General features: G+C 55.1%; 12 protein-coding genes. 3 read left to right on the forward strand and 9 right to left on the reverse strand.

Annotated elements, in window-relative coordinates; genetic code table 11:
* Positions 1 to 43: 43 nt before the first annotated feature.
* Positions 44 to 928 carry a sterol desaturase family protein gene (locus ACZ5VE_RS11530; protein ID WP_464455302.1) on the reverse strand — a complete coding sequence of 295 codons (885 nt, stop codon included), beginning with the start codon at positions 926 to 928 and terminating at the stop codon, positions 44 to 46.
* Between the two features lie 209 nt (positions 929 to 1137).
* On the reverse strand, positions 1138 to 2235 hold the full coding sequence (locus ACZ5VE_RS11535; RefSeq protein ID WP_464457492.1) for a magnesium transporter CorA family protein: 1098 nt from the start codon (positions 2233 to 2235) through the stop codon (positions 1138 to 1140).
* 151 nt (positions 2236 to 2386) lie between these two features.
* Between ACZ5VE_RS11535 and ppk2 the strand changes: the two genes are divergently transcribed.
* Positions 2387 to 3295 (forward strand): polyphosphate kinase 2, encoded by a 909-nt coding sequence (ppk2, locus tag ACZ5VE_RS11540; RefSeq protein ID WP_464455303.1) that lies wholly within the window; start codon positions 2387 to 2389, stop codon positions 3293 to 3295.
* A gap of 17 nt (positions 3296 to 3312) precedes the next feature.
* Here the strand turns inward: ppk2 and asd are convergent, their stop codons facing one another.
* Positions 3313 to 4188: an archaetidylserine decarboxylase gene (gene asd, locus ACZ5VE_RS11545; protein ID WP_464455304.1), complete on the reverse strand. Its 876-nt coding sequence runs from the start codon at positions 4186 to 4188 to the stop codon at positions 3313 to 3315.
* 56 nt (positions 4189 to 4244) lie between these two features.
* On the opposite strand from asd, the gene ACZ5VE_RS11550 reads away from it, so the two are divergent.
* Positions 4245 to 5876 (forward strand): aminotransferase class III-fold pyridoxal phosphate-dependent enzyme, encoded by a 1632-nt coding sequence (locus tag ACZ5VE_RS11550; protein WP_464455305.1) that lies wholly within the window; start codon positions 4245 to 4247, stop codon positions 5874 to 5876.
* 64 nt (positions 5877 to 5940) lie between these two features.
* On the opposite strand, the gene ACZ5VE_RS11555 is transcribed toward ACZ5VE_RS11550, so the two are convergent.
* Positions 5941 to 6549: a hypothetical protein gene (locus ACZ5VE_RS11555; RefSeq protein WP_464455306.1), complete on the reverse strand. Its 609-nt coding sequence runs from the start codon at positions 6547 to 6549 to the stop codon at positions 5941 to 5943.
* 147 nt (positions 6550 to 6696) lie between these two features.
* Here ACZ5VE_RS11555 and ACZ5VE_RS11560 point away from each other — a divergent pair, with 147 nt between their 5' ends.
* Positions 6697 to 7899 (forward strand): glycosyltransferase family 4 protein, encoded by a 1203-nt coding sequence (locus ACZ5VE_RS11560; RefSeq protein ID WP_464455307.1) that lies wholly within the window; start codon positions 6697 to 6699, stop codon positions 7897 to 7899.
* A 55-nt stretch (positions 7900 to 7954) separates the two neighbouring features.
* Here the strand turns inward: ACZ5VE_RS11560 and lplT are convergent, their stop codons facing one another.
* The 5 genes from lplT to phoU form a co-directional block, all read right to left on the reverse strand.
* Positions 7955 to 9196, reverse strand: coding sequence for a lysophospholipid transporter LplT (lplT, locus tag ACZ5VE_RS11565; RefSeq protein WP_464455308.1), 1242 nt, complete (start codon positions 9194 to 9196; stop codon positions 7955 to 7957).
* Positions 9189 to 10649 (reverse strand): UDP-glucose dehydrogenase family protein, encoded by a 1461-nt coding sequence (locus tag ACZ5VE_RS11570; RefSeq protein ID WP_464455309.1) that lies wholly within the window; start codon positions 10647 to 10649, stop codon positions 9189 to 9191. The genes lplT and ACZ5VE_RS11570 overlap by 8 nt, the downstream gene beginning before the upstream one ends.
* 97 nt (positions 10650 to 10746) lie before the next feature.
* On the reverse strand, positions 10747 to 12081 hold the full coding sequence (gene phoR / locus ACZ5VE_RS11575; RefSeq protein WP_464455310.1) for a phosphate regulon sensor histidine kinase PhoR: 1335 nt from the start codon (positions 12079 to 12081) through the stop codon (positions 10747 to 10749).
* A 14-nt stretch (positions 12082 to 12095) separates the two neighbouring features.
* Positions 12096 to 12791, reverse strand: coding sequence for a phosphate regulon transcriptional regulator PhoB (gene phoB / locus ACZ5VE_RS11580; RefSeq protein WP_464455311.1), 696 nt, complete (start codon positions 12789 to 12791; stop codon positions 12096 to 12098).
* Complete coding sequence (gene phoU, locus ACZ5VE_RS11585) at positions 12788 to 13486, reverse strand: phosphate signaling complex protein PhoU (RefSeq protein ID WP_464455312.1); 699 nt, start codon at positions 13484 to 13486, stop codon at positions 12788 to 12790. Before phoU ends, phoB begins: the two co-directional genes overlap by 4 nt.
* Positions 13487 to 13493: the final 7 nt, after the last annotated feature.

The following is a 13493-nucleotide window of genomic DNA, read 5'->3' on the forward strand; positions in this document are numbered from 1 at the left end:
GCCAGAGCACAAACACTCTGACCTGTGGGCGGATGAACCTCGATCAGGCTTGTGGTGCCTGGCCCTCTGGCCCCTCGTACACACTGCCGCCAAACTTCAATGCGGTGTGTTCGCGCTTCGATTGCAACAAGGGGTACCACATCTGGTGGTACCAGCGCTCTTGACCAAACAGCTTGTCATCAATCAGGCCAACCTGCGCAGGGTAGCGGCGTGTGATGTGCGCGCTGCCAAAAATGATGTCCCACAAAAACAGCAGGTTTCCAAAGTTGCCTTTGTAATGCCCCACACCATCGGCATTGGAGATGGCATGGTGCGCCCAGTGCGTTGCCGGCGTTGAAATGGTCCGCTCCAGCACCCACATGACCGGATGCAATGCGCGAATACGGTACAGCGGCTCGTCCCAACGCCACGCGCTGTGCGCCCCCAGAATGACAAAGAGCTTGACCACGATATAGCCCGCGTAAACCATGCCACCAAAACCCAAATACAACAACGCACCTGCAAACCACAGGCCCAGCATCATCAGGTAATAGAAGAAATTGTTGCGGAACGTCACCCGAATGCTCATGTACTCGGCAGAGTGGTGCGCACGGTGCAGGGGCCACAAGAACGACGTGTGCGAGAGGCGATGCCACCAATACTGCGTCATGTCGTCCAGCACCAGCAAAACACCCACCATGCCCCACCAAGGCATGTCGGCCAACACACCTTTGTATTGCGGCACCCACAAGGCACCCAGCTTGGCCGTGACAAAAATGGCCAACGGCTGCGTCACAGCCAACACGCTCAAAAACATCAACAGTTCAAGTTTGGTGTCATTGCCTGTCGCATGGACCGTTTGTTTGTAGCGTCGACTGACAAACTCCATGGTTGCAAAACCCACAATGATGCAAAGCACCAACGCGTTCTGTATCTGCGCAGCGGTCATGGATGTGTCTCCTCTAATGGATCTGCAACCCTCAAGACGGTAGAGGGCTGGATGCCGCTTAAGGTATCAAATCATCCAGGGATCGAACATCCGGGTATTCCCCTTCCTGCTTGCGAGTGATTAAAAAGAATTCAACGTATTTCATGAATTTCAATTCATGCAGCGCAATTCACATGAGCACGCCGCACGCCGACCCTCGAAGATGGCGATCATCCACCCACATAGCGCTTTCGCCAAAATAAGAGTGCCAACCCGATCGCAACGAAGGCCATGAACATCTCGGTGAAAAGCAAGCCGTGATCGGAGTGAAGCACCGGAAAATTCTCAAAGTTCATGCCAAAAAATCCGGTGATCAAATTCAAGGGCAAGAAAATGGCCGTCAGCACCGTCAACGTGCGCATGATGTCATTGGTTCGGTTGCTTTGTGCGTTGAAATGCATTTGAACCGCCGTCTCCGCACTTTGCTCCAAGCGCCCCACATGGTGCACCACACGTTCAATGTGTTCCAACACATCACGGCTTCGGACCTTCAGCATCTCCAGGTTTTCAGGCAATAAGACGTCGTCGACTTTCCAGGCATCCAGCGCGTCAATCCAGTCGGTAATGGCTGCACGCTGGTCTTCACACACCTCGTCCAGATAATGCAGAGTCAATCGGGCATTGAGCAAGGCACTCCAATCGTTGAAGCTGGTTTTCGGGTTGATCAACTCACTTTGCCAATGATCGAGCTGTCGGGTCAACTCACGCCGCAAATCAAGGTACCCATCCACAACACTGCTGACCATGCGCAGCATCAAGTCGGCTGAATTGGCAGGCAATCTGTGGGCAGCCTGGACGGGTGAAAAATGGATGGCACTGAGCAGCCGAGCCGCAAACACATCGCGCACACTGCAATCGGTCGGATGCACAGAGATGACCACGCGATCCAGCACCAAAAATGCGACGGGGCTGGTGTCGATTTTTCGCAAAATGCTGGGGCCACCTCGGGTGTTTTCCTGGTGCAGTATTTCACCTGGCTTCGACACATCGGTTTCGGTTCGCCCACGGGCCAGTCTGCGAAAAACCAGCAAATCGTAGTCTGCCGTGAAATCGTAATGAGACGGCAACTGGTTGTTGAGCAAATCCTGCAGGTGCAAGTCATAAATTTTCACACCGCAATGCGTCAACAAGAACGCCTGGACCTGTTGCTGCAATATCTCGAATTCACGCCGTGCAAAAGCCATCCACAAGAATCCCTCCGGAGGCAACCCCAGCGGCAATGTTGCAGATTCTTGAACCTGGTCTTTTTGAATCGAAAAAATACGCATATCGCCCTTTGCAAATTCAGATGCAGTGAACACATGCTGAACCACCGTCATGAAAGTGTCATGACAATCTCGAAAAACAGCGGGCGACTTGTCATGAAATTTTCATCAAACAACACGACAGTGGAAGATTATTTCCATTTGATGAACTGCCATGACACAGATCACCCACATCAACGAAGACCAGATGCGCCAATTGCGCGAAGACTTGCTCGACAGCCTGGACGAAGAACTGGAACTCGAGCTGGACGACCGTTTAATGGAAGGCGCAGGTGCATCAAAAGAAGATGCCAGCGCACGTATTCACTATTTCAAAGAACTGCTTCGCCTGCAGTCGGAACTGGTCATGCTGCAGGACTGGGTGGTTAAAACCGGTCACCGCATGGTCATTCTGTTTGAGGGCCGTGACGCCGCCGGCAAAGGCGGAGTGATCAAACGCATCACCCAGCGCCTGAACCCCCGCGTGTGCCGTGTCGCAGCTCTGCCCGCCCCCAACGACCGCGAAAAAACCCAGTGGTACTTCCAACGCTACGCATCACACCTGCCTGCTGCTGGCGAGATCGTGCTGTTTGACCGCAGCTGGTACAACCGTGCGGGCGTCGAAAAGGTCATGGGATTTTGCAACGACGAAGAATATGAAGAGTTCTTCCGGTCTGTGCCTGAATTTGAAAAGATGCTGGTGCGCAGCGGCATCCAATTGGTCAAATACTGGTTCTCAATCACCGATGACGAACAGCATGCCCGCTTTTTGGGTCGCATCCACGACCCCCTCAAGCAGTGGAAACTCAGCCCGATGGACCTGGAAAGTCGCCGTCGCTGGGAAGACTACACGCATGCCAAGGAAACCATGATCGAGCGCACCCACATCCCCGAGGCGCCATGGTGGGTGGTACAGGCCGTAGACAAGAAGAAAGCCCGACTGAACTGCATTGACCATCTGCTCAGCCAGGTCCCCTACCATGAGATCGAGCACCCCCAGATCAACTTGCCGGGCCGTGTGCGCAACCCAGACTACATTCGCCATCCCGTGCCTCAAGAGATGGTCGTTCCCGAAAAATACTGAAACGACCGCCCCTGGCCTCAAGGTCTTCTGAGCAGGGGCTGTCCCATCTTGATCCGGTGACCGGTGGCGATGCCATCGGCCCAATCAAAGCCTGCAGGCACAAACACCAACAGGGTCGAGCCGTGCTCGAACCAGCCCATTTCCTGGCCTTTGGCATAGACCGCGTCACAGGGCATTTCGTTCGGGCCTTTGTAACGCAAATTCAGCAGCACATCGACCGCATGCAGCCGCATGCTGGCCACAAGCACAGCCGCCACAGGGACAATCAAAAAGGGCACGCCGTTTTTCGTTTGCATGTGCAGCACAGCACGCTCGTTCTTGCAAAAGAGTTGCTCTACGCGCTTGAGCGCTACAGGATTGACGTTCCAAGTGTCACCTGAAATGTAGGTCACATGCTTGAGCTGAACATCATGGGGGGCATGAAACCGGTGGTACATGCTGCTGGTCAGCCGCAAGGTCAGGTATTTACCGCCTTCCAGCACCTGCTGCCAATGTTGGCAGCATGGTGACTCCCCCAGCAATGTTTGCAACTGATACGGAAAGCCTTTGGCCTGAAAGACTTGCCCCTGGCGAATCTCGCCGCATGCGCCAACGATGGCATCACATGGCGAGGTCATCAACGCCGGATCGGGGTCCACGACCCTGGCACCGGGTACCAATTCGCGTGTGAAGCACGCGTGCAGGCTGTCGAATTCCTTGTGCTTGGCATCGCTCAAGTCAAGGTCACTGAACAAGCGCCAAACCGCCATGGAAAATTTGACCACCCAAGGGTGTCGTATTTGGCTCCACCAGCCCATGAAGCGCGTCAAAGTGATGCGGGGAATGCGGTTGGTCAGCAAGAAGTTCAGGTCTTCCTGCAGCATCCATTTTTGAAACAGTGGGCGTATCTTCATCAGGTTGTCACTCAAATTGAATAAAAAGAAATTTCATTGACACAAGGAAATCGACTGTGAACCCCACTTGGATCACTTTGGCTGCATTGACCGCGTTGTTGCCATCGGTACACCGACGCATACAACTGTCGCGCGCCAAGCACCGCTCGCTCGCCGGCCATTCGCGCATGGCCAAGCGGCTGGCCCGCTGGTTGCCGGGATACAGCTTCGACGAAGCTGCATTTTTCGGCTGCGACGGCGCACCGACAGACGTGCAGGCTTTGCGCCGTGCCGCGTTTTTCGCCATGGCCCAGACACTTCAAACCCGCCATCGCCTGAGCATCAAAGCCACTTCGGATGCGCGCGAAGACATCTCGGACATGCAGTTCATTGCAGCCTACCGGGTGCCATTCCAGTTCAGTCGACTGGTGCGCGAAAACCTGAAGGTCGGCTCCTTTTTGCAATCGGCACAGGGCGTACAGGTCACCGATCTGGATGGGCAGGTGTTTTACGACCTGACGGGCTCGTATGGCGTCAACGTCTTCGGCGCCGATTTTTACAAACAAACCATGGCCGAAGGTCTGGCCCGAACCCAGGCGCTGGGCCCGGTGCTGGGCTCTTACCACCCGGTGGTCGCCAGCAACGCAGAGCGCCTCAACGCCTTGTCGGGCATGGACGAGGTGTCGTTTCACATGTCGGGCACCGAGGCGGTCATGCAGGCCGTTCGCCTGGCGCGTTACCACACACGCCGCAAAAACATCGTGCGGTTTTGCGGGGCATATCACGGCTGGTGGGAAGACGTTCAACCCGGCCCGGGTAATCCGATGCCCCCGCGGGAAACCTACACACTCAGCGACATGAACGAGCGCAGCCTGGATGTGCTGCGCACACGCAAGGACATTGCCTGTGTGCTGGTCAACCCCTTGCAGGCGCTGCATACCAACGCCAATGCGCCGGGCGACTCGACCCTGGTCGACAGCAGCCGACGCGCCGCTTATGACCGCCAGGCTTACACCGCGTGGCTCAAGGCGCTTCGCCAGGTCTGCACCGACAAAGGCATCGTGCTGATTTTTGACGAAGTCTTTTTGGGCTTTCGACTCGCCTCTGGCGGTGCACAGGCCTACTTTGGCGTGCAAGCCGACATGGTCACTTATGGCAAAACCTTGGGAGGTGGCTTCCCTGTGGGTGTGGTGTGCGGCAAAAAGGAATGGATGCACCGCTTTCATGAAGACCGCCCTGCGGACATCTGCTTTGCGCGAGGCACCTTCAATGCACACCCGGTCGTGATGGGCGCCATGTCGGCGTTTCTGGATCAACTCGAAACACCTGAAGTGACGGCCATGTACGAGGGGCTCGACGAACGCTGGAATGCCAGGGCCCAAGACTTCAACAGCACCATGAAGGCGGAGGGCTTGCCATTGCAGGCCGCCAACATGTCCAGCGTCTGGACACTTTTCTACACACAGCCCAGCCGATACAACTGGATGCTGCAGTACTACCTCAGGCTGCATGGTCTGGCACTCAGTTGGGTGGGAACTGGACGTTTGATCTTCAGTCTCAATTACAGTGACGCCGATTTCGAGATCGTGACTCAAAAGTTTGTGCTTGCCGCCCGGCAGATGATGCAAGACGGCTGGTGGTGGCACACACCTGAACTCACCAACAAGTCGATACGTCGCCGCATCTTGAAAGAAACCTTGTTTCGCTGAGTCTTTGCCCAGCCGGGTGCAGGCACCCGGCTGGGCATTCATGAAACCGACGGGGCTCTGTCAGTCATCGACTGGCGTGCAGATCCTGATCTGCAAAGCGCTGACCACGCAACAATTGCCATGGGGCCTTGTGGTACAGGTACATGTCATGAAAAGGGTCGGTCAGTATCTTGGTCATCCAGACCAAGCCCGTCTGGACATCTTGCAAGATGAACAAATGCACTGTGCGAAACACCAATGCCCCGGCTCCCAGATACAGCCAGGCATAGCCCACCGCATGCAAAAACTCGGGCAAGGATGCATGTTCGGGCAAGAGGCCGAACAAGCCAGGGTTCATGAAAATGGCCAAGGGCAACAAAGCCCACACACTGAGCAAAACCACTTTTCGGCGCAGGTTGTAACCAACCTTGATCTCTTCCTTGAATTCATTCGAGGCCTGATTGACATGGTCATATCCCAAAGGCTCGAAGAAAAAATGACCCGCTTGCCTGGACGTCATGGAAACCATCCATGCAATCAACGCCGCCACGGCAGGGTCAATGAACAACATCACATACGCCAAGACAAAGGCCATGGCACTCAGAAAATGCAAGGACTGGTTGATTCGGCAATGGTGGTAATAACGATGATCGTCCCAACGCTGAACACGCAAAGCTTCTAAGAAATCTTTCACACAGTCACCTCTTGATTAACGAAGCCTGATCATCACGAATTCGTGTGAAAAAACAATGACAGCAAGCGTTTCAAGAAATTGACACACGTCTTTCAAATCACTGGCTTTGTCATCAAGTTGTTAAACACGGCCGTCATGATCCCAGTCATGGACCTTTCACAAACTGACCGAATTCTGGTGGAAAATTTTGAGCCGGAGTCCGCCTCCATGCGGATTGCCGTGGTGACCGAGACATGGCCACCTGAAGTCAACGGCGTGGCACTCACACTGTCCAAGTTGATTCACCTGCTGAGTCAACGCAACCACACCATCCAACTGATCCGCCCTCGACAAGACAAAAATGATTCGGGTGCCGATCAAACCGGCTGGTCAGAGCTGCTGATGAAGGGCTTGCCCATTCCTCACTACCCTCAGTTGAAATTGGGACTGCCCAGTAAAAAAGCCCTTGTCAAAGCCTGGAGTCATAAAAGGCCTGACCTGGTCCACATCGCCACCGAGGGCCCATTGGGCTGGTCCGCCCTGCAGGCGGCCCGGGTCTTACGTTTGCCCGTCACTTCTGACTTTAGAACCAACTTCGCCAGTTACAGCAAGCACTACGGTGTTGGCTGGCTGAGCAAGCCCATCATGGCCTATTTGCGGAAATTTCATAACCGCACGGCCTGCACCATGGTCCCAACCCATGCATTGAAAACACAACTCCAAAGCTGTGGCTTTGACAACTTGCGCGTCGTCGCACGTGGTGTGGACACCCAACTCTTTCATCCCCATCAACGCAACAATGCCTTGCGTCAATCATGGCAAGCGAATCAAGACACCATCGTTCTGCTGTCGGTCGGTCGTCTGGCTGCAGAAAAAAATCTGGATTTGATCGTGACCACCTACCAGTCACTCCAGCAAAGTGGCCGGCCCGTGAAATTGGTTTTTGCCGGTGATGGCCCTTACCGGGCGACACTTCAGGCCCGTTGCCCCGATGCGTATTTCATGGGCATGTGCAGCCATGCGAAATTGGCAGCACTTTATGCCAGCGCTGATCTTTTCTTGTTCCCCAGTTTGACCGAAACCTTTGGCAACGTGACCTTGGAGGCACTGGCCAGTGGCACCCCCGTTCTGGCATACGACTGTGCAGCCGCCACCGAGTTGATCAAGGACACGTACAACGGCTGGCTGGTCGAAGGCGAGGACCCCCAACGCTATGTCCTCAAGGCCCTGGAAATCACACAGCACGCCAACACCCTGGCCAATGCCCGCCAACACACACACACCAGTATTCACCAATGGGATTGGCAGGAAATCACGCGACAAGTCGAGACTATTTTCCGAATGACAGCGATGAACAACGGACATGTCTGAACCAGAACATCGACGCCAGAGAAGTCCACGCGGGAGGAGCGTCGCACTCAAGCGCTCATTTTGAATGCCGCGGCCACCCCGTTTTCAAACGCCAAGGCATCACCGCAGCCAGCAAGGGCAGTGTCAACAGCAGCATCACAAGCAACAAGGGAACTTGCCATGCCAGCAAGATGCTGTAAGTGCCCAGCATGAGCAGCACGCTCAAATTCTCATTGAAGCCCTGTACTGCGATGGATCGGCCTGAAGTCAGTATTTTTTGACCTCGATGCTGCAGCAATGCATTCATCGGAACCAGCAGCATCCCTCCCGCACAGCCTGCCAGGATCAACATGGGAACAGCCAGCCACAACGATGTCGTCAACGCCATGCAGGGCAACAACAGCGCCAGCACAAAACCCCAGGGCAAGGTCTTGCGGGCATTGAAGATCTGAAACGCATTGGCGGCGATCACCGCCCCTGAAATCACACCCACGGCCACGAGCGCCTGCAAATACGCCCCCTGCTGCAAACTCAAACCCGCAGCGGTCTGGGCCCATGACAGCACCGCAAACTGGAGCACCGCCCCCACACCCCAGCTGAGCGTGGTCACGTACAAAGACAAACCACCCAAAGGGTCTGCCCACAATTGGCGGTTGCTCTTCCAAAACAAAGACCATTGGATCGAATGCCAAGTCAACGCTGGTCTTGTGCGTCGGACATCCATCGCATTCAAGCCCATGTTCAGACACGATGAAAGGATGTAAATCAGGCACACCACACCAAAGGCTGGAAATATCTGCGTCTGTGCGAGTCCTGGGGTCAAGGCCAAGGCGATCGCTGATGCCTCATGGACCCATTTGTCGTTGTACCAGCCTGTCAGCCACCCGCCCAAGGCCACGCCCAACAAAACAGACAACACCACAGAAACCTCCAACCAGGCATTGGCCTTCACGAGCAAAGATGCCGGAACCGACTCTGTGACCAAGGCATATTTGGCAGGTGCATACACAGCGGCGGCCAGGCCAGCCAATGCAAACCCAAGCAAGGGATGAACGCCACACAAAAGCAACACCACACCCGTGAGCTTGAGCATGTTCATGGACGCCATCAAACGTCCTTTTGAAAAAGCGTCTGCCATGGGGCCCACCACACCGGCCAGGAGGACATAACTCAAGGTGAATGAGAACTTCAACAAGGGTGACCACCATCCTGGATAGCCCTGCTCTTGCAGAAAGTACACCCCCAATATCATAAAGGCGTTGTCTGCCAGGCCACTGGCGAACTGCGCCAGTATCAGCAGATAAAAGCCTTTAGGCATTGACCATCAGATCATGTGTATTTGAATGTGAAACTTGAGCGCCCACAGCACAGGGCGGCACGGGATCAAATGACAAAAGTTGCACCAAATCGTTGCGACGCCCCACACCTTGGTACGCCATGCCCAGCTCGCTCAGCGCTTCAGGGTTGTACAGGTTACGGCCATCCAAAATGAAGGGTTTGCGCATCAAGGCCTTCATGGCCTCGAAATCCGGGTTGTGAAAAATCTTCCATTCCGTCAACACCATCAAGGCATCTGCACCTTGCAGGGCCTGCATGTCGTCCGAGGCCAATTCAAATCGATCCAGCCAACCGGGATTTCCCTCGCAATCGATTCGCAAAGCACGCAAGGCCTCAGCACCGGCCACCGGATCGTAAGCACTGACCTGCGCACCACGCATCAACAAGTTCTGAATCACCACGCGGCTGGTCGCCTCACGCATGTCGTCGGTATTGGGTTTGAACGACAGCCCCCAAATGGCGATTTTTCGACCCGTCAAATCAGCACCCATGCGCTGTATCAAACGCTCGACCAGCAACAGCTTTTGTTGCTCGTTGACTTGCTCTGTCGCACTGACCAGTTTCATGGACTGCCCGTGTGACTTGGCGGTGCTCACCAAAGCTTGGGTGTCCTTGGGAAAGCAACTGCCACCATAGCCACAACCTGCATACAAAAAACTGTGCCCGATGCGGCTGTCCGCACCGATGCCACGGCGAATGTGGTCAACATCTGCCCCCAAAACATCGGCCAGATTGGCGATTTCGTTCATGAACGAAATACGGGTAGCCAACATGGCATTGGCCGCGTACTTGGTCAGCTCAGCACTGCGCACATCCATCCAGACAGTCCGCGAGTGGTGCCGATTGAAACTGGCGTAAAGATCGCCCATCATGCGCTGACTTTTGGCCTGATTCACACCATCATCAACACCGACCACAATGCGATCAGGCCTCATGAAATCGTCGATGGCGGCGCCTTCTTTCAAAAACTCCGGGTTTGAAACCACATCAAACAAATCCGGAGGCATGCCTCGCTGGGACAGTTCGTGAGATATCGCAGCTCGAACACGGTCTGCCGTTCCCACGGGCACCGTGGATTTGTTGACCACCAGCTTGAAGCCCTTGAGGTGACGCCCAATCAGGGAGGCCACAGACAACACATGGCCCAGATCTGCCGAACCATCTTCTGCAGGTGGCGTGCCTACGGCAATGAAAAGAATATCGCCGTGTTCGATGGCTTCGCAGGCATCGCTTGTGAAACGAATGCGGCCGTCCGCCCGGTTTCTGGCCAAAACCTCTTTCAGACCTGGCTCGTAAATGGGCACTTCACCTTCTTGCAAGGCACGAATTTTGGCTTCGTCCTTGTCAAGGCAAACCACCTTGAAACCCAAGTCAGACAGGCAAGCCCCTGTCACCAAACCCACATAACCAGAACCTATGACCGTGATGCGCATCGCTCAACTCCTCGTTGAGATCGATGATTGATCTTTCAAATGAAATGCTGAAGTCAGTTCAAAGAATTTCAGATGACACTGAAACACTGACCCATGCTCAGTCGGACAAAGGCTCGATTCGACCGGCAGGCAACACCAGCATGAAGGTTGAGCCCTTGCCCACTTGACTCTGGATGCGCAGTTCCCCACCGTGGCGTTGAACCACATGCTTGGCGATGGCCAAGCCCAAGCCTGTGCCACCGGTTTCACGCGAGCGACTGCGATCCACGCGGTAAAACCGCTCTGACAAGCGCGGCAAATGTTCAGGCGCAATGCCAGGCCCGGTATCACTGACTGAGAAAATGGCACCATCCGACGTGCGAGACCACGCCACTCGGATCTGACCACCTTCAGGTGTGTACCGCACGGCGTTGCTCACCAGATTTGAAATGGCACTGAGCAGCTCCGAGCGCACACCCAGCAATGACCAATGCGGTACCGGCTCAAAAATCAATTCATGTACAGGTCCACGCTCGTCACCTTCTTGACCCGACAACACCGAGGACAAAGCCGCGGCATCGGTGGCCACACGGCTCATCAAGTCAGGCAAGTTCACCTTCTCGTACAAACTTGGGGGCAAGCTGCCTTCGAGCTGAGACAAAGTCAACAAATCGGCCACCAGGCTTTGCATCCGATCGGCCTGAACCGCCATCAAGTGCAGGTAGCGTTGCTGTTCATCAGCCTCCAAGGGAATGGACTGCAAGGTTTCTACAAAACCACTGAGCACGGTAAGCGGGGTGCGAATTTCGTGCGACACGTTGGCCACAAAATCACGGCGCATGGCATCGGCCAAGGTGACCGACGTGATGTCGCGTGTGAGCAGCAACTGCTGCCCTTCGCCATACGCATGAAGCTGTACCGACAACTTGGGTGTTTTGACCAGGGAGCTGGCACGACCATCGATGACCACTTCCGAGTCATGCTGGTCCATGGCGAAATATTTGGAAAAAACCGGATCGCGCACCAAATGGACAATGTGTTGCTTCAAATCGCGACGGACATCCAAGCCCAAATGGCTGGATGCGGTGGCGTTGCACCACTCGATGCGGCCTTGCGCATCCAGCAAAGTCACGCCATTGGGTGAGGCCTGAATGGCTTGTAAAAAATACTGCAAGCGCTGCTCGGCAGCAAGCGCTTGATTTTCACGTTGGCGCAGCAAGCGCTGGATGCGGTGAACAATTTCCGACCAGACACCTTTCCAGGGCACGGGGGTGTGCAAATCAGATTCAGACAACCAGCGTTCGATGCGGTAAGTTTTCCAGATCACCACGACCGCACTGACCGAAACGACCAACAGCGCAGCGAGGGCCGCTTCTGTCAAGCCAAACCACCACCAGACGGGCAAAGCCACGACCAGCGTCGATAAAAAAAGCTCAATCAATGAAACAAGCATTCAAACGCCCACCGTTAAATGGCAGGGGAGCCCGTCATGCGGTAGCCTGCACCGCGCACCGTTTCGATCATGGTGCCGGCATCACCCAGCGACTCTCGCAAGCGCTTGACATGCACATCCACCGTCCGCTCTTCGATGTAAACGTGATCACCCCAGATTTTGTCCAGCAACATGCCGCGCGTGTGCACACGCTCTGGATGACGCATCAGGTATTGCAACAACTTGAATTCGGTAGGGCCGACTTTGATGGGTTTGTCTTGCCAACTGACACGGTAGGTGTCCGCATCCAGTTGCAACTCGCCAATTTTGACGGCACCACCGACCGACTCTGGGACCCGCCGGCGAAGAACCGCACGGATTCGGGCCAGAAGTTCACGCGGAGAAAAGGGTTTAACGATGTAATCGTCCGCCCCGGCATCCAAACCGGCCACTCGATCGGCCTCGTCACCACGCGCAGTGAGCATGAGAATCGGAATGGCCTTGGTGCGCGCAGCGGACCGCCAACGGCGCGCCAATGCCAGACCGCTTTCACCCGGCAGCATCCAGTCCAGCAAGATCACATCGGGCAAGATTTCATCCAGTTCGCGCTGCGCCGACTCCGAGTCCATGGCCCAGACGGGTTGAAAACCGTTGTGACGCAAGTTCACCGAGATCAACTCGGCAATCGGAGCCTCGTCCTCAACGATCAGGATTCTGGGCAGGCTTCTCATTGGACCGCTTTTTCAATGTCCGTCAGGGCCGTGTGACGAACATCGGCACCCTTGACCACATAAATCACAAATTCAGCGATGTTCTTGGCATGGTCACCAATGCGCTCGATCGCTTTGGCCACAAACAGCAGATCCAGGCTGGCCGAAATGGTGCGGGGGTCTTCCATCATGTAGGTGACCAGCTTGCGCACAAAGCCATTGAACTCGGCATCAATCAGATCGTCTTCTTTCAAAATCACGAGCGCTGTATTGACATCGAGGCGCGCAAACGCATCCAGTGCTTTGCGCAACAAACCCGAGGCCAGATCTGAAGCGATGCGCAACTCGGACGAAGGCAGGTTGCGAGGGCTGCCTTGTTCCAGAATTTGCTTGACCATGCGGGCAATGCGTTCGGCTTCATCACCCGCCCGCTCCAGGTTGCCGGTGATTTTGGAGATCGCCATCAACAGACGCAAATCGCGGGCGGTCGGCTGGCGACGCGCAATGATGGAAGCCAGTTCAGCGTCGATCTCGACTTCCAGTGTGTTGACTTGCTTTTCAGTAGCGATAACTTGGTCAGCGACTTCCATGCTGAACTGGGCCAAAGAATAGACCGCGTGGCGCGTCTGCGACTCCACCAGGCCACCCAGCTCCAGAACCCGTGATGACACGTTGGTCAAGTCGGCATCGAATTGGCTAGAAATGTGTTTTTCCATGGTACTT

It is taken from the genome of Limnohabitans sp. INBF003, from assembly GCF_055396645.1.